Origin of the sequence: Piscinibacter gummiphilus (genome assembly GCF_002116905.1) — a bacterium.
GTDB lineage: Bacteria > Pseudomonadota > Gammaproteobacteria > Burkholderiales > Burkholderiaceae_C > Rhizobacter > Rhizobacter gummiphilus.
In genome coordinates this window covers 797,668-812,293 of sequence record NZ_CP015118.1, presented here as the reverse complement: position 1 = coordinate 812,293, position 14,626 = coordinate 797,668, and the positions used below count along the sequence as shown (strand labels likewise).

Genomic DNA, 14,626 nt, shown 5'->3' with positions numbered 1-14,626 from the left:
CACGGCCACCCAAACACTCGTCATCCCGAGGGAGGTCACCTCACATCGGGTGGCGGCATGCGCCGCTGCAGCACCCCGATCGGCGGCGCCCAGCGCTCGCCCTTGACCTTCTTCGCCGTCACGAGCGTGATGTCCGCCGGCTCGAACACCTCCACGTTGTGCGTGATGGGTGTCGTCAGCACGTACTGCGCCCGCGTGCTCTTGAGGAAGTGGCCCACGATCTGGATGTTGCGCACGTCGAGGTGGGCGAAGGGTTCGTCGATGAAGACGAAGCCGCCCGGGGTCTCGTCGTCCTTCATCAGGCCCACGAGCAGGATCAGCGACTTGATCACCTGCTGGCCGCCGGAGGCCTCGCCGTCGTTGAGGCCGATCTCGCCCTTGCCGTCGAAGTTGAAGTTCACCTTCAGCTCGGCCTGGCGCAGCAGCGCGTCGTCCTGGTCGAGGTGCGGGAGTTCGGCACTGACCACCACGCCGGCCTGCTCGCCCAGGTCGATCAGGTTCTTGCGGTAGCGGCGCACGGTGGCCTTGAGCACGTCGATGTAGCGCGAGCGGGCGTTGTCCACCGCGATGCGCGCGGCCTCGTTGCTGGCCTTGCGCTGCTGGAGCTGTTCGTCCTGCAGCATCACGGCGGCCGTCATCAGCGTGAGCTTCTCCTCGACGCTGGCATCGGTCTCCCAGTGGCCGCGCTCCAGCTCCTCCTCGATGGACGTGAGCCGCAGCTTGGCCTGCGTGGCGCTCGTGAACTTGTCGCGCAAGCCGGCGATCTGCGCCGGCGTGATCCACCGCGCGGGGAAACGCAGCTTGTGCTCGCGCGACGTGGCCGAGCGCGTGCGCAGCTCGGTCTGGCGCCCGCTCCATTCGCGCAGGTGTTCGTCGGCGCGACGCTCGATGTTGCGCAGGCGCTCCTGCGCCTGGCGGTAGTCGTTCTCGCTGTGGGCGCGGGCGCTCACGGCTTCGCCGTGTTCCGTGTCGAGCCGCTGCCAGCGCGCGCTGGCGTCGGACCGCGCACGCGCCAGCGCCGGCAGCGCCTGGCGGGCCTCGGCGAATTCCTCGCTGCGCGTGGCCAGCTCCTGCGCGGCGCGGTGGCCCTGCGCGGCGTGCTGCGCGTCCTTCAGCTGGCGTTGCACGCCGTGCTGTTCCTGCGCGACGGCGGTGAGCTTCTCGTCGAGTTGCGCGAGGCGCTGCTCGATCGACTGGCGGCGCGCGGCCACGGCCGCGGCACCGAACTGGTAGTCGCCCGGGTCGACGAACACGCTGCGGCCGCCGCGACCATCGCGGTGGTACGCCTGCGGCGTGATCCACTCGCCCCCCTGCTTCGAACCGGCCTCGGTGCTGTCGACCCGCTGGATGTGCGACAGCTGGCGCAGCAGCCAGCTCGGCGCCTTGGCGCTGAACTTCATCACGGCCAGCAGGCTCTGGGCCGACGGGTTCGCGGGCGCGGCCTCGGCGTCGGACACGACGTAGTGGCGGTAGCGTTCGCGCTCGGCGATGGCCATCGCCTTGCCTTCGTCACCCGCCTTTTCCAGCACGACGACCCAGCGCGAGCCGCGCAGCACCCCTTCGGCGGCCGCGCGCCAGCGTTCGTCGGCGATCTCGACGATGTCGGCCATCACGTGGTGGCCGATGCCGGCCTCGGCCAGCGTGCGCTTGAAGCGCATCACGTCGGGCGGCGGCGGTGCCTGACGCTGGCCCTGCAGGCCCGCGAGCGCCCGTTCGGCGTCCTGGCGCTGGTCGTTCAGGCGCTGCCAGTCGGCCGCGAGCTGGTGCTTCTGCACCTCGAGCTGCTCGACGAGTGCGGTCAGCTGCGCCGCGTCGCTTTCGATGGCCGCGAGGCCTTCCAGCTCCTTGATGCGCTTGACGAGTTCCTCGACCGGCCGCTCGGCGGCGCGGGCGGCTTCCTGCGCCTTCAGCGCCGCGGCACGTTCCTCGTGCAGCGACTCGACGCGGGCGGCGGCCTGCGTCTGGGCGTCCAGCAGGCCCATCAGGTTGCCGCGCAACTCGCTGCGCTGGCGCAGTTCGTCGGCGTGGTCGCGGCGCTGGCGATGGAGGTCACGCACCTTGCCGGCCAGCTGCGCGCGGTCCTCGGCCCAGCCCAGCACGGGGATGACTTCGGTGCCCAGCAGCTCGCGTTCGCCGATCTTGTGGCGCCACAGCTGGTACAGGTTCACGCGCGATTCGAGTTCGGCGCGCTGCGCGCGGCCGTGGGCCAGCTCGCGTTCGGCGGCCTCGACCTCCTGGCCCAGCTGCCGCTGGTGGCCGCGCGCCTCCTCGTAGCGGTCGAGCACGTCCTGGTCGCCGAACACGTCGAACACCAGGCGCAGCAGTTCCTTTGGCGAGTACTCGCACAGGCGGTCGGTCTGGCCCTGCTCCAGCGCGAGCACGCGCGCGATGGCGCGGCTGAGGCCCGCGCCCTCGAGGCGCTTGCGCCAGTGCTCGATGCCCAGCCACTCCTTGTCGGAACGTTGGACGAGCGACTCGATGGACTCGTCGCCCTCGACCATGATGTAGCGGCGCTGCCAGTCGCCGCCGTTGCGGTCGATGCGGCACGCGAGCGTGACACGGTCGGTGTAGAGCAGGCAGCGCGCGAACGGCCGGCTGCTCGCCTGGCGCGTCTGCGGGCGGTTGTCGACGGTGGCGCGCAGCCAGGCGCTGTCGGCGTTGGCGTGGCGCGCGTAGGTCTTGTAGCTGCGGCCGCCGGAGCATTCGAGGCCCAGCAGCGTGCGCATCGCGTCGAGCAGCGTGGTCTTGCCCGACCCGTTGGGCCCGGCCACGGTGATGATGGCGCCGTCGAGCGGCAGCGTGAGGCGCTGGCAGTAGTCCCAGTGCAGGAGTTCGAGGCTTTGCAGGTGGAACATCGGCTCAATCGGGCTGGCTGTCGTTGGCGGTGTCGTCGGCGAGTTCTTCGCCGTCGTCGTCCTCAGGGGTCTCCTCGACCACCACATGCGCCGGCGGCGCGATGGCGCGGGCCTGCGTCAGCACGTCGCCCAGGGCGCCGTCGAGGATGCGGGGCGCGAGCGTGTCGTAGTCGAGCAGCAGGTCGAGCAGAGGGCCCTCGCTGATGTCGTCGCCGCGAAACACGATGAAGCCGTGGTTCGCGAGGCGCCGCAGGTTGCCGTCCATGCGCGTCTTCTTGCCGAGCTGCACGCCGAAGTCGGCGAGCAACGAGCGGTACGACACGATGCCGCTCACGCTCGCGGCCGACGGCATCGGGCGGTCGGTCTTGAACATCTCGTTCTGACCGTCGGACTCCGCGCCCCGCGCCCGTGCCGCCTGGCGCTCGCGCTTCGGAAGGATGATCAGCGACCACAGCACCACCAGCAGCGACACCGCATCGCGCGGCAGGTCGATGTTGTTGTGGCTGTTGAGCCCGGCCTCGCCGAACACGGCGCTCTCGGCTGGCCGCAGCAGCGCGACGGCCACGTGGTCGGCGTGAAGGTTGTCGACCAGGCGCAGGCCGACCTGGGCCAGGCGGTCCTGCACCGTGGCCCACAGGTCGGCGTCGATCAGCGCGCGGCGCACTTTCGGATGCTGCCGCGGCAGCCAGCGGCGCGCGAGCAGTTCGGCCACCAGCAAGGCGGCGTCGTCGAGAGGAGCACTCATTCGGGAAGGGAGGTGGGTTCGGCGGCAGGGGCCGGCCGGGGGTGGAGGCGGGAGTGGAAGTGGCCTTCGCTGATGACGGCGACTTCCGTGTCCTGGGTCTTCACGAGGTTGGCGGTCATGGCCAGCGACCACGGCGCACGCGCCAGGTCGCCGGTCTGGCTCTTGAGTTCGGCGGCCTGCCGGTCACCCAGCAGCGGCATCAGCTGCATGCGGTACGCCGCGTGGGCGAAGCGGCGGTTCAGCACGGCCTCGGCCAGCGTGGGCGCCGTGGCCTGTTCGCCGGCCGCGGCCTTTTCGTTCCAGCGGCCGAAGAGGTTCACGAGGTGACCGAGTTCGGGCGGCAGGCTCAGGATGTCGAGCGAGCCCGCGGCAGCCTCGGTGGACGGCGGCAGCCCCACGCTGCGTTCGGGGTCGGGCCGGTCGCGGTCGAACTCGCCTTCGGTCACGTCGACGAGGTCGTGCTGGCTGACGAACACCGGGCGCACGCCCACCGACAGCGCGTCGGCCATCAGCGTGTGCAGCGCGGGGTGGTTCTGCAGCCAGTGGCGCACGTCCGACGACGTGAGGCCGGTGCTGCCGAGCGTGACGCGCTGGCGGTCGGCCTGCTGCAGCGCGCGGGTGAACTGGCTGGCCATCGACAGCAGCCGCGCCTGGTCCTGGCCGAGCGCGCGGGCGGCCTTTTCGAGCCGGGCGTTGTCGTGGTGGTCGCGGATGATGGCCGACAGCGCCTGGCCGGCCTTGTCGACCAGCGCCAGCGCGCGGTCGAAGCGCGGTTGCGCCTGGCGCAGCCGGGCCTCGGAGCCGCTGGCGATGGCGTCGGCGAACTCGTCGTGCAGGCGGGCGAGCTGGGCATGCAGGTGCTGCAGCTGGGCCGCGTCCACCACCCCCAGCTGCTGCGCGCCGGCGACCTGCGCCAGCAGGCCCGACAGCTCGTCGTCGTCCTGCGGCGCCGACGACAGCGGCGCCAGCAGCGCCTGCACCTGGTGGGCGAGCGGCGAGAGGTGGTAGTCCTGCGCGGTGGCGTCCCACACCAGCAGGTCGAGTTCGCGCAGGCGCTTGAGCGCCGTGTCGAGCGGCTCGGGCAGCACGGCGTGGAAGAGCTGGTTGACGTCGTCGCGCGACAGCCGGCCCTGCGGGTGCGTGGCGAGGGTCAGGAAACACCAGAGGCGCAGCCGCACGAGCGCGGAGGCACCGGTGAACAGGCCGCGCAGCGCGTCGACCGCATCCTGCTTGCGCGCGAGGGCGAACGCGAGCGGGCTGTCGTGTGCAAAGGCGGGTTCTCTGAACAGATCCTCGAATCGAGCCGACTCCGCAGGCTCCGCGATGGGGGTGACCTCGTTCATAAGAGAGGGATTTTGCCTGATCCCGGCCGGACGCCCGGAGGCCGGCTTGTCGCCATAATCCGCGCGCGGCCGCCACCAAGCACATCGCGAGACGGTTCCCTGAACCGCCTTCGCACCGCGGGGCTCCCCCGCGGTGATTTCCCGGCAGGTCCTTCCGGGGCATGAGCGGCACGGCGCAGGCGCCACGATGCTCATGCATCACCCGCAGGTTGGTCGGCGGCCGCACCTCAGGAGACCCCGTTCATGGCATCGCTGGTCCGGCTCACCGCCCTCGCCCTCGCCCGCGCGCTGCAGGTCGGCCAGCGCACGCCCGACGGCATGGCCGCGCGCATCCGGGCGTGCCTGGGCGCCGAGGCGTCGTGGTGCGGGCCGCTGGTGGAGCGCTGTGCCGCCATGGCCGGGGAACGCTGGCGGCGCCTGTCGGTCCGCTCGCTGGCCGACCTGATCGAACGCGACCAGGGCTTCCATTTCGCGTGGATCGCCCACGAGCCCCCATGCGTGCGCCGCTACCTGCTGCGCGAGGCCGACCGGATGAACCCGCTGCCGCTCGGACTCGACCGGTGCCAGGTGCCCTTCTGGCCCCACGCCGGCGCCCTCGCGGCATGGCTCGGCATCGGCACGGGCGGCCTGTGGCGCCTGACCCGGCCGTCGGACTGGCAGCGCCGCACGCCCATGGTCGAGCAGCACTACCGCAGCCACCTGCGACCGAAGCGCACGGGCGGCTGGCGCCTGCTCGAAGTGCCCGAGCCGTACCTGATGCCGCTGCAGCGCCGCGTGCTCGACGACCTGCTCGACCGCATTCCGCCGCACGAGGCGGCGCACGGCTACACCCGGGAACGCTCGGTGATCGACCACGCGCGCCGGCACTGCGGCCAGGCCGTGGTGCTGCGCTTCGACCTGAAGGACTTCTTCACCGCGGTGAAGGCCTCGCGCGTGCACGCGCTGTTCACCACGCTCGGCTACCCGGAGGAAGTGGCGCGTGCGCTCACGGCGCTGTGCACCGTCGCCACCCCCGAGCCCGCGCTGCGCCGCCTGCGTGCCGAAGGTGGCATGGACTGGGAGCAGGTGCAGCGGCTGCGCGACCCGCACCTGCCGCAGGGTGCTCCGACGTCGCCGGCGCTCGCGAACCTCTGCGCCTTCGGCCTGGACGTCCGGCTGGCCCACCTCGCCACCTCGCTCGGCGCCCGCTACAGCCGCTATGCCGACGACCTCGTGCTGTCCGGCCCGGCCCGGCTGCGCACGGCCTTCGCCCGCATCGAGCGGCATGTGAGCCGCATCGTCATCGAGGAAGGCTTCGCGCTGAACCCGCGCAAGACCCGCTGCACCGGCGCCGGCCGGCGCCAGACCGTGTGCCACGTGGTGGTGAACGACCGCCCGAACCTGCCGCGCGACGAGTTCGACCGCCTCAAGGCCATCCTCCACCAGTGCGTGCGCGACGGCCCGGCGACACAGAACCGGGAGAACCGCCCCGACTGGCGGGCCCACCTGCGGGGCCGCGTGGCCTGGGCCACCCAGCTCAACGCGGCCAAGGGGGCGCGGCTGGCCCGGCTCTTCGAACGGATCGACTGGGCCGCCTGAACCGACGGGTCAGCCGTGCAGCCCGTCCCACAGCAGCTTCACCCCGGTGAGGAACATCCCGGAGTACGCGAGCCGGAAGAACCAGGTCGGCTTGATGCGCCGGGCCAGCCACACGCCGCCCCACACGCCCAGCGGCGCGAGCGGCATCAGCACGAGCGACGTCGTCATGTTGCGCAGGTCGATCAGGCCGAGCCACGCGTACGGGATCCACTTCGACAGGTTCACGGCACCGAAGAACACGGCCATCGTGGCAGTGAAGCGGATCGGGTCCAGGCGCAGCGGCAGGATGTAAGCCATGATCGGCGGGCCGCCGGCATGGGCCACGAAACTCGTGAAGCCGGAGACGATGCCCAGCACGAAACCGAGCGGTTTCGAGTGGCGCGGGACGTCGCTCCGGGGCGGGAACAGCAGGCGCTGCGCCAGGAACAGCAGGGTGAGGGCGCCCACCACGCCGGCCACGACGTGCTTCGGCATCAGCCCGAAGAGCACGGTGCCCACCACGGTGCCGATCAGGCCCGCGGGCAGCAGCAGGCGCAGCAGCGCGGGGTCGCGCTCCTTCCAGAGCTGCTGGATGCCCACCGCGTCCATCACCAGCAGCAGCGGCAGCATCACGGCGGCGGCCTGCGGCACGGCGATGGTCAGGGCCATCAGCGGGGTGGCGAGCGAGCCGAAGCCGGCGGCGAAGCCGCTCTTGGCAAGGCCCATCAGCAGCACGGCCGGGATCGCGGCCGCGTAGAACCAGGGGTCGGAAATCATGGGAAGGGCGGGAACTTCAGCCGCCGACTCTACTGCACCGAGTCAAGACCGGGACGCCGGCGTCCCGTTGTGCTGCACCTCGGCCCGGTGTCCCATGCTGCGCAGCCAGGCGGCGAAATGCTCCACGCGCTCGCGGTCCGGGTGCCAGGGGCCCGCGTCCCACGCCCCGCCCATCCGGTTCGTCTGCCCGTTGTAGACCACGCGCCAGAGCACGGGCCGGTCGTCCCCGCTCACCATGGCCGGGAGCGGACGGACGACGCCAGGGGGTGAAAGTGGACGGGTGTTGAAAACACGCCGGGGATGCTACCGGCCGGCCTCCGGCGCGCCCATGGGGCTTTCACCGAAGCGCCGGACTCCAGCGGCCAGGGGGCCGCGTGGCGAGGCCATCGGTGTGGTAAATCTCCGGAACCGCCTGGAGCCGCCCATGACCGACACGATCGCCCTCGCCCGCGCCCGACTCGTCCTCGTCGACTACCAGGACCGGCTGCTGCCCGCCATCCACGACGGCGGCGCCGTGTTGACCGAGGCCGTGCGTCTGGCCGGCATCGCCCGGGCGCTGGGCGTGCCCGTGGTCGGCACCGAGCAGAACCCGGCGGGGCTGGGCGGCACCGCCCCGGCGCTGCGGCCGCTGCTGGGCGAGGTGGTGACCAAGATGCACTTCGACGCCTGCGAGGACGGGCTCGTCGCCCGCCTGGGCGGCGGCACGCACGACGTGGTGGTGGCGGGCTGCGAGACCCACGTGTGCCTGCTGCAGACGGCGCTGGGCCTGCTGCGCGCGGGTCAGCGCGTGTGGGTCGCGGCCAATGCCTGCGGCACACGCCGGCCCGCGGAACACGCGCTGGCGCTCGAACGCCTGCGCGGCGCCGGCGCGGTCATCGTCTCGGTCGAGATGGTGGCCTTCGAATGGCTGCACCACTGCAGGCACCCGGACTTCAAGGCCGTGCTGTCGCTCGTCAAGCCGCTCGCAGGATAAGGCCCGGTCGGGCGGTCGAACTGCCCTTTGGTGCGATTGACGGGCTCTCCCGGCGGCGCGTACAACGGCGGACGCAGGCCTCGACCCGTCGAAGGAGCACTCCATGACCCACCCCTTGTTCGCACCCATCCATCGCTTCGCACGGTGGCTGGTCTTGCTGGCAGCCCTGGCCCTGCCATGGGGTCCGGCGCTCGCCCAGGACCCCAAACCGTTCAGCGACGCCGAGCTCGATCAGATGCTCGCTCCGATCGCGCTGTACCCCGACTCGCTGCTGTCGCAGGTGCTGATGGCGGCCACGTACCCGGCCGACGTGAAGGACGCCGCCGCGTGGTCCAAGGCCCATCCCGACGCGAAGGGCGACGCCGCCGTGAAGCAGGTCGAGAGCCAGCCGTGGGAGCCCGCGGTGCAGTCGCTCGTGGCCTTCCCGCAGGTGCTCTCGATGATGTCCGCGCAGCCCGACCAGGTGCAGAAGCTCGGCGACGCTTTCCTCGCCGACCCGGGCCGCGTGATGGACCGCGTGCAGTTCCTGCGCAAGAAGGCGCAGGAAGCCGGCAACCTGAAGACCACCTCCGAACAGAAGGTGTCCAACACCACGGAGGAGAACAAGCAGGTCATCGTGATCGAGCCGGCGCAACCGCAGAACGTCTACGTGCCGGTGTACCAGCCGAGCGTGGTCTACGGCTCGTGGATGTACCCGTCGTACCCGCCGACCTACTGGCCGCCGCCGCCCTACTACTACCCCGGCGCGAGCTTCGCCGCCGGCTTCGTGTGGGGCGCCGCGGTGGTGGGCGTCAGCAACGCGCTGTGGGGCGGGTTCGGCTGGGGCCACAACGACGTGAACATCAACGTCAACCGCTACAACAACATCAACGTCAACAACAAGATCACGAACAACAACAACCACTTCAACCACAACCCGGAGCGCCGCCGCGACGTGCCCTACCGCGACAGCCGCAGCCGCGAACAATTCGGCCAGACGCAGCGCGCCGGCGCGAACGACCGCAATCAGTTCCGGGGCCACGACACCCAGCGCGACGCCGAGCGGGCCCGTGCGTCCGAGACGCTCTCGAACCGGGGCGCCGACCCCGCCGCCGGACGCGAGCGCCTGCAGGGGGCCGACCGCGAACGGGCGAACCAGGCCGTGCGCAGCGGCGACCGGGCCACGCCGGGTGGCCGCGAGAGCGGCGCCGGACATCGCCAGGGCGCCGGAGGGGGTGGCACACGCGACACCTTCGGCGCGGGGACCCACGACAACGCATTCTCCGGCGTGCGCGACACCGGCGCGGCGCGGGCCGATGCCGACCGCGGCCGTTCGAGCCGCGCGTCGATGCCGGCCTCGCATGGCGGTGGTGGTGGTGCGCGGGCGGGTGGTCACGGTGGCGGCGGAGCGCGGGCCGGTGGCGGCGGACGCCGCCATTGAGCAAGGAGACGACATGAACCTCACGAACATCCTCCTGGCCGTGGCCGCGCTGCTCGCCGCGGCGCCGGCCTTCGCACAGAACGCGTTCGCCACGCCCGAGGCGGCGGCCGACGCCCTCGTCGACGCGGTCGCGCGCCACGACACCGCGGCGCTGTCGAAGGTGCTCGGCAAGGAATGGCAGCGGCTGCTGCCGCCCGACGGCGTCGACCCCGAGGAGCGCCAAGCCTTCCTCGACAAGGCCAAAGAGCACCGTGCCGTGGCGGTCGACGGGACGCAGGGCCACCTCGCGGTGGGCAACGACGCCTGGACCTTCCCGGTGCCGCTGACCCGCACGAGCGACAACCGCTGGCGCTTCGACCTGGCGGCGGGCCGCGACGCGATCCTCGAACGGCGCATCGGCGCCAACGAACGGGCCGTGATCCAGGCCGCGCAGGCCTACGTGGACGCGCAACGCGAGTACGCCACCGCCGACCGCAACGGCGACGGCGTGCTCGAGTACGCGCGCAGGTTCCTGAGCAGCACGAGCCAGCGCGACGGGCTGATCTGGAGTCCCGCGCTCGGCGACCAGAGCCCGCTCGGCGAACACTACGTGCCGCGCCGCACGAACGCCGGCTACCACGGCTACCGCTTCCGCATCCTCGAGGCGCAAGGCCCCGCGGCGCCGGGCGGCGCGCGCAGCTACCTGATCGGCAAGCGCCTGCAGAGCGGGTTCGCGGCCGTCGCGTGGCCGGTCACGTACGGCCGCACCGGCGTGATGACCTTCATCGTCAACCAGGACGGGGTGGTCTACGAACGGGACCTGGGGCCCGACACCTTGAACAAGGTGAAGGCGATCAAGCGGTTCGATCCGGCTGAGCCGTGGAAGAAGGTGACGCCCTGATGCGCCTGCAGTCACCCCGATGAACATCGGGGTCCACTGGCCACCCGCGCGCTGTGGCCATGGTGGATCCCGGCGTTCGCCGGGAAGACGGAGGTCAGGCCTGCGGTGCCGGCGCGAAGGCCACGCCCCCTTCGGGCGGCACCGCCGCCAGCGCCGACTCCGCAGCCCCCAGCAGCGGCAACAGCTGGTCCCCATGGTCGGGCGACCACGCGGCGCCGATGCGGATCTCGAGGTTCAGCAGTGCCACGCCCACGTTGATGCGCGCGGACAGGGCCTGGCGCACCTTCGCGGCCACGGCCTTCACCTCGTCGGCGTGATGCAGGTCCACCAGCATCGCGACGAACTGGCCGCGGTCGAGGCGCACCGCGGTGTCGGTGCGGCGCAGCTCGAAGTGCAGGCGGCTCGCGGTGGCGCGCAGCACGTCGCCGCCCACGCCATGGCCGCGCGCCTCGCAGAGGGCCTCGAAGCCCGCGATGTCGATCAGCAGGAAGGCGACCACCGTGTGCTGGCGCGCGGCCCGCTGCAGCGCCACCTCCGCGCGGTCGGTGAGCACGGCGCGGTTGGGCAGGCCGGTGAGCGTGTCGTGGTGGGTGAAGTGCAGCGGCGCCTCGTCACCCTCGCGCGGCGCTTCGATGGCGACGAGGCCGATGGCCCGCCCCTCGTGGTCGCGCAACGCGCCCACCGCCAGGCGCACCGGCACGAGCGAGCCGTCGTCGTGGCGCAGCGGCCATTCGTGTTCGTCGGACAGCAGGCCCCGGCGCAGCTTCGCGGACAGCACGGAGGCATCGCCCGCCACCGGTTCGCCCAGTTCCTCGGAGAGCCGGTCCGCCCGCTGCTGCAGCGCCGACGCATCGACCAGGTCGCCGCCGAAGTGCCGCCCGCCGAGCGCGCCGCGGCCCACGCCCAGGCGCGTGGCGGCGGCGGGGTTGGCCCACTGCACGACCCCGTCGAAGCCGAGGCCCAGCACGACCCCGGGGAAGGCATCGAGCAGCAACCGCTGCACCTCCCCGAGTTCCAGCCAGGTGTGGGAAGCGGGGGCGAGGGTGGGCAGCGGGGCATCCATGCGATGCAGTGTCGGCCGCACCGGCCATCGCCAGCAAGCCCACCCGCGTTGCGCGAGGGGTAACGTGTCGTCGATCCGTCAGGCCCGCCGGCACGCCCCACAATGTCGGGCGCCCCACCGGAGACCCTGCCCATGCCCGAGACTTCCCCCCTGACCCACCCGAGGATCGCCGTGATGGGCGCGGGCGCCGTCGGCTGCTTCTACGGCGGCATGCTCGCGCGCGCCGGCCACGACGTCGTGCTGATCGCGCGGCCCGGGCACGTCGACGCCATCCGCCGCGACGGGCTGAGGCTGCAGGCGCAGACGTTCGATGAATCCATCCGGCTGTCGGCCGAGACCGGGCCCGAGGCCGTGCGCGGCGCGAAGGTCGTGCTGTTCTGCGTGAAGTCCCCCGACACCGAGGCGGCCGGCGCCGCGATCGCACCGTTCCTCGACGCCGACGCGGTGGTGCTCACGCTGCAGAACGGCGTCGACAACGCCGACCGGCTGCGCCACGTGGTGCCGCGCGAGGTGGCGGCCACCGTGGTGTACGTGGCCACCGGCATGGCCGGCCCCGGCCATGTGCGGCACCACGGCCGCGGGGAACTCGTCATCGAACCCACGAGCCGGGGCGATGCGCTCGTGCGGCTGTTCGCCGACGCAGGCATCCCGACCGAGGTGTCGGACAACGTGCGTGGCGCGCTGTGGGTCAAGCTGATCATCAACTGCGCCTACAACGCGCTGTCGGCCCTGACGCAGATGCCGTATGGATGGCTCGTGCAGCAGCCCGGCGTGACCGGCGTGCTGGACGATGTGGTCGCCGAATGCAAGGCCGTGGCCGCCGCCGAGGGGATCTCGCTGCCCGGCGACGTGGACCTCGCGGTGCGCCGCATCGCCGAGACCATGGCGACGCAGGTGTCCTCCACCGCGGGCGACCTCGCCCGCGGCAAGCCGAGCGAGATCGACCACCTCAACGGCCTCGTGGTCCGCCGCGGCGAAGCCCTCGGCGTGCCCGTGCCGGCCAACCGCCTGCTGCGCACGCTGGTGAAGGCACTCGAAGCGAAGGTCCGTCCCCCACATTGATGACGCCCCCCTCCGGTCGTGCGTTGTGGGATCGGTCCGTGGCACCTATACATGGGGCCATGAACGATTCGATCCTCGTGCTCAAGCGCCGCACGCGCCGGCTCGCCGCCGACACCTTCGGTGCCCTCGCCCGCCACCTGCGGGTGGAGGCCCGCCCCGCCGCCCTCGACGACGCGCTGTGCTGCAGCGACGGTGCACGGTCCCTCGCCTACGCCCAACCCTGCACGCCCTTTGGCGGCCTGCTGTTCTTCGCCGACCAGTCGATCGCATGGGGCGAGGCCGTGGGCAAGGTGCTCGACCCGAAACGCGCGCAGGCGTGGGCGATGGCGCTGCTCGAGAAGTTCGAGCTGCTGCCGAACCCCAGCGGCGACCGGGACATCCGCGTGGCGTTCGAACTGGAGGCCACGGCCACCGAGGCGATGGTGTTCGACGGCCACGAGCGCCGCCGCGTGAAGACGAAGACGGACGTGACCTCGCGCACCACCGTCAACGGCATCCCCGTGGTGGGGCCGCGCGCGAAGGCGCGCGTGCTGTTCAAGGACACCGAGGCGCCGGTGATGCTGCACGTGGCGATGTGGGAGAGCCTGCTCGTGCACGAGGAACGCGCGCGGCTGCCGGAGGACCAGGTGGCCCGCGCCGTCGACGACACGCTGCGGCAACGCCACGCGGGCCGCCCGCCTCCGTGGCGCCTGTGCGGTCAGCGGCTGGTCTATCAGGCCGACGAGTTCCGCGGTGCGCCGGACCTGCTCGCGCCCGAGTACCTCGCGGAGATCGAGGTCGGGGGCTCGCGCCAGGTGGTGCGGGTGCCCGCGTGCCGCTGACGCGACGTCAGGACGTGTAGGGCAGCGAGATGTAGTGCTGGCCCAGTTCGGTGAGCTGGCCCGTGGCCCCGAGCAGGTCCGTGTGGCGGGAGGGGTCGTCCCACCGGCCCGTGAACCAGGCGTAGCGGATCACGTCGGCGCGGCGCTCGCAGGTGCCCACCATGTCGGTCATCTGCGCCTTCTGCTTCGCGACGGTGTCGATCTGCGCAGCGCCGTCGCCCCGGTGCCAGTTCGCGAACTCGGTGACCCAGAAGGGCTTGCCGTACTTCTCGAGGCGCTTGAGCTGGTCGTCGAGACCGTAGTCGTACCAGTGGAACGCGAGGTGGTCGATGCGCGGGTCGCGGTTGCCGTTGGCCGCGCGGTAGGCGGCGTAGAAGGCGTCGAGCCACACGACCGGATCGTCGAAGTTCGCCATCGTGCCCCACGTGATCTGCGGGCCCACGAGCTTGACGCCCGTGCTCGCGGCGATCGCTTCGTAGCGGGGCCACAGCGCCGCCGCGGCCGACGGTGTCAGGTTCGCCTGGTCGGTGAGGTTCGGTTCGTTGAGCAGCAGCAGGTACTTGACCGCCGGTGCGGCCTTCAGCGCCGCGATGACCTGGGCGTCGTTGAAGTTGCCGTTCCAGAGCATGGGCTGGAAGTCCATCGCGTTCGCGGTGGCGATCGCGGACGTGACGGTCGTGGCCGGGCTCCAGTTGTACCACCAGCTCACCCCCGGGGCGAGCGCGGCGACGTCGGCCGCGGCCTTCAGGTCGTAGGCGATGCCGCGCTTGGCGCTCTTGTTCGTGGGCGTGACCGTTCCCGGGCTCGACGCAGGCGGGTCGGCCGGCGGCGGGTTCGCGGGCGGAGACCCGGCGGGAGGCGACCCGGCGGGTGGTGCGGGCACCGGCGCGGGGCTGTCGCCGCCGGATCCGCCGCCGCAGGCGGCCAAGGGAAAACTCGCGGCGAGTGCGAGCACGTGCCGGCGGGTGACGGAGGACGCGGCTCGCGCGGAGGGCGCGGCGTCGAGGGGGGAAGTGTTGTCGGTGCTCACGGCGCAGAAGCGTAAGCCGCTTTGCGCCGTGGAATCGCTTCCAAATGTGTCCATGCCATTTCTCGTGCGGTGGTGCACGGAAACCCCCTTCCCGGCGCCG

13 protein-coding genes are annotated in these 14,626 nt (G+C 71.9%); 6 read left to right on the top strand and 7 right to left on the bottom strand.

Features of this window, described 5'->3' with window-relative positions; all coding sequences use genetic code 11:
* Window positions 1–35: 35 nt before the first annotated feature.
* From A4W93_RS03680 to A4W93_RS03670, 3 genes are read right to left on the bottom strand one after another with little or no spacing between them, the layout of a single operon-like run.
* Window positions 36–2,855: an ATP-binding protein gene (locus tag A4W93_RS03680; RefSeq protein WP_085749317.1), complete on the bottom strand. Its 2,820-nt coding sequence runs from the start codon at window positions 2,853–2,855 to the stop codon at window positions 36–38.
* 4 nt (window positions 2,856–2,859) lie between these two features.
* Complete coding sequence (locus tag A4W93_RS03675; RefSeq protein ID WP_085749316.1) at window positions 2,860–3,600, bottom strand: DUF4194 domain-containing protein; 741 nt, start codon at window positions 3,598–3,600, stop codon at window positions 2,860–2,862.
* Window positions 3,597–4,943, bottom strand: coding sequence for a hypothetical protein (locus A4W93_RS03670; RefSeq protein WP_099959854.1), 1,347 nt, complete (start codon window positions 4,941–4,943; stop codon window positions 3,597–3,599). The genes A4W93_RS03675 and A4W93_RS03670 overlap by 4 nt, the downstream gene beginning before the upstream one ends.
* A gap of 243 nt (window positions 4,944–5,186) precedes the next feature.
* On the opposite strand from A4W93_RS03670, the gene A4W93_RS03665 reads away from it, so the two are divergent.
* Complete coding sequence (locus tag A4W93_RS03665; protein ID WP_085749315.1) at window positions 5,187–6,521, top strand: reverse transcriptase family protein; 1,335 nt, start codon at window positions 5,187–5,189, stop codon at window positions 6,519–6,521.
* Window positions 6,522–6,530: 9 nt separating this feature from the next.
* On the opposite strand, the gene A4W93_RS03660 is transcribed toward A4W93_RS03665, so the two are convergent.
* Window positions 6,531–7,277, bottom strand: a complete 747-nt coding sequence (locus A4W93_RS03660; RefSeq protein ID WP_085749314.1) for a sulfite exporter TauE/SafE family protein — start codon at window positions 7,275–7,277, stop codon at window positions 6,531–6,533.
* A gap of 42 nt (window positions 7,278–7,319) precedes the next feature.
* Window positions 7,320–7,514 (bottom strand): hypothetical protein, encoded by a 195-nt coding sequence (locus A4W93_RS03655; RefSeq protein ID WP_085749313.1) that lies wholly within the window; start codon window positions 7,512–7,514, stop codon window positions 7,320–7,322.
* Between the two features lie 187 nt (window positions 7,515–7,701).
* Here A4W93_RS03655 and A4W93_RS03650 point away from each other — a divergent pair, with 187 nt between their 5' ends.
* The 3 genes from A4W93_RS03650 (at window position 7,702) to A4W93_RS03640 (ending at window position 10,550) form a co-directional block, all read left to right on the top strand.
* Complete coding sequence (locus tag A4W93_RS03650; RefSeq protein ID WP_085749312.1) at window positions 7,702–8,250, top strand: isochorismatase family protein; 549 nt, start codon at window positions 7,702–7,704, stop codon at window positions 8,248–8,250.
* Window positions 8,251–8,353: 103 nt separating this feature from the next.
* Window positions 8,354–9,670 carry a DUF3300 domain-containing protein gene (locus A4W93_RS03645; RefSeq protein WP_085749311.1) on the top strand — a complete coding sequence of 439 codons (1,317 nt, stop codon included), beginning with the start codon at window positions 8,354–8,356 and terminating at the stop codon, window positions 9,668–9,670.
* Window positions 9,671–9,683: 13 nt separating this feature from the next.
* Entirely contained in the window at window positions 9,684–10,550 is an 867-nt protein-coding gene (locus A4W93_RS03640) for a DUF2950 domain-containing protein (protein WP_157782110.1), read from the top strand.
* Window positions 10,551–10,644: 94 nt separating this feature from the next.
* Here the strand turns inward: A4W93_RS03640 and A4W93_RS03635 are convergent, their stop codons facing one another.
* The gene (locus A4W93_RS03635) at window positions 10,645–11,613 is read right to left on the bottom strand and encodes a diguanylate cyclase domain-containing protein (RefSeq protein ID WP_085749309.1); all 969 of its coding nucleotides are present in this window, start codon (window positions 11,611–11,613) and stop codon (window positions 10,645–10,647) included.
* A 132-nt stretch (window positions 11,614–11,745) separates the two neighbouring features.
* Between A4W93_RS03635 and A4W93_RS03630 the strand changes: the two genes are divergently transcribed.
* Both A4W93_RS03630 and A4W93_RS03625 read left to right on the top strand, forming a co-directional pair.
* Window positions 11,746–12,675 (top strand): ketopantoate reductase family protein, encoded by a 930-nt coding sequence (locus A4W93_RS03630; protein ID WP_099959853.1) that lies wholly within the window; start codon window positions 11,746–11,748, stop codon window positions 12,673–12,675.
* A gap of 59 nt (window positions 12,676–12,734) precedes the next feature.
* Window positions 12,735–13,496: a hypothetical protein gene (locus tag A4W93_RS03625; protein ID WP_085749307.1), complete on the top strand. Its 762-nt coding sequence runs from the start codon at window positions 12,735–12,737 to the stop codon at window positions 13,494–13,496.
* 7 nt (window positions 13,497–13,503) lie between these two features.
* On the opposite strand, the gene A4W93_RS03620 is transcribed toward A4W93_RS03625, so the two are convergent.
* On the bottom strand, window positions 13,504–14,526 hold the full coding sequence (locus A4W93_RS03620) for a glycosyl hydrolase (protein WP_237357687.1): 1,023 nt from the start codon (window positions 14,524–14,526) through the stop codon (window positions 13,504–13,506).
* Window positions 14,527–14,626 lie beyond the last annotated feature (100 nt).

Bases quoted from the DNA above. Each gene is read 5' to 3' on its own strand.
- A4W93_RS03675 (WP_085749316.1), bottom strand. From the start codon at position 3,600: ATGAGTGCTCCTCTCGACGACGCCGCCTTGCTGGTGGCCGAACTGCTC.
- A4W93_RS03630 (WP_099959853.1), top strand. From the start codon at position 11,746: ATGCCCGAGACTTCCCCCCTGACCCACCCGAGGATCGCCGTGATGGGC.
- A4W93_RS03665 (WP_085749315.1), top strand. From the start codon at position 5,187: ATGGCATCGCTGGTCCGGCTCACCGCCCTCGCCCTCGCCCGCGCGCTG.
- A4W93_RS03625 (WP_085749307.1), top strand. From the start codon at position 12,735: ATGAACGATTCGATCCTCGTGCTCAAGCGCCGCACGCGCCGGCTCGCC.
- A4W93_RS03660 (WP_085749314.1), bottom strand. From the start codon at position 7,277: ATGATTTCCGACCCCTGGTTCTACGCGGCCGCGATCCCGGCCGTGCTG.
- A4W93_RS03645 (WP_085749311.1), top strand. From the start codon at position 8,354: ATGACCCACCCCTTGTTCGCACCCATCCATCGCTTCGCACGGTGGCTG.
- A4W93_RS03655 (WP_085749313.1), bottom strand. From the start codon at position 7,514: ATGGTGAGCGGGGACGACCGGCCCGTGCTCTGGCGCGTGGTCTACAAC.
- A4W93_RS03650 (WP_085749312.1), top strand. From the start codon at position 7,702: ATGACCGACACGATCGCCCTCGCCCGCGCCCGACTCGTCCTCGTCGAC.
- A4W93_RS03680 (WP_085749317.1), bottom strand. From the start codon at position 2,855: ATGTTCCACCTGCAAAGCCTCGAACTCCTGCACTGGGACTACTGCCAG.
- A4W93_RS03670 (WP_099959854.1), bottom strand. From the start codon at position 4,943: ATGAACGAGGTCACCCCCATCGCGGAGCCTGCGGAGTCGGCTCGATTC.
- A4W93_RS03640 (WP_157782110.1), top strand. From the start codon at position 9,684: ATGAACCTCACGAACATCCTCCTGGCCGTGGCCGCGCTGCTCGCCGCG.
- A4W93_RS03635 (WP_085749309.1), bottom strand. From the start codon at position 11,613: ATGGATGCCCCGCTGCCCACCCTCGCCCCCGCTTCCCACACCTGGCTG.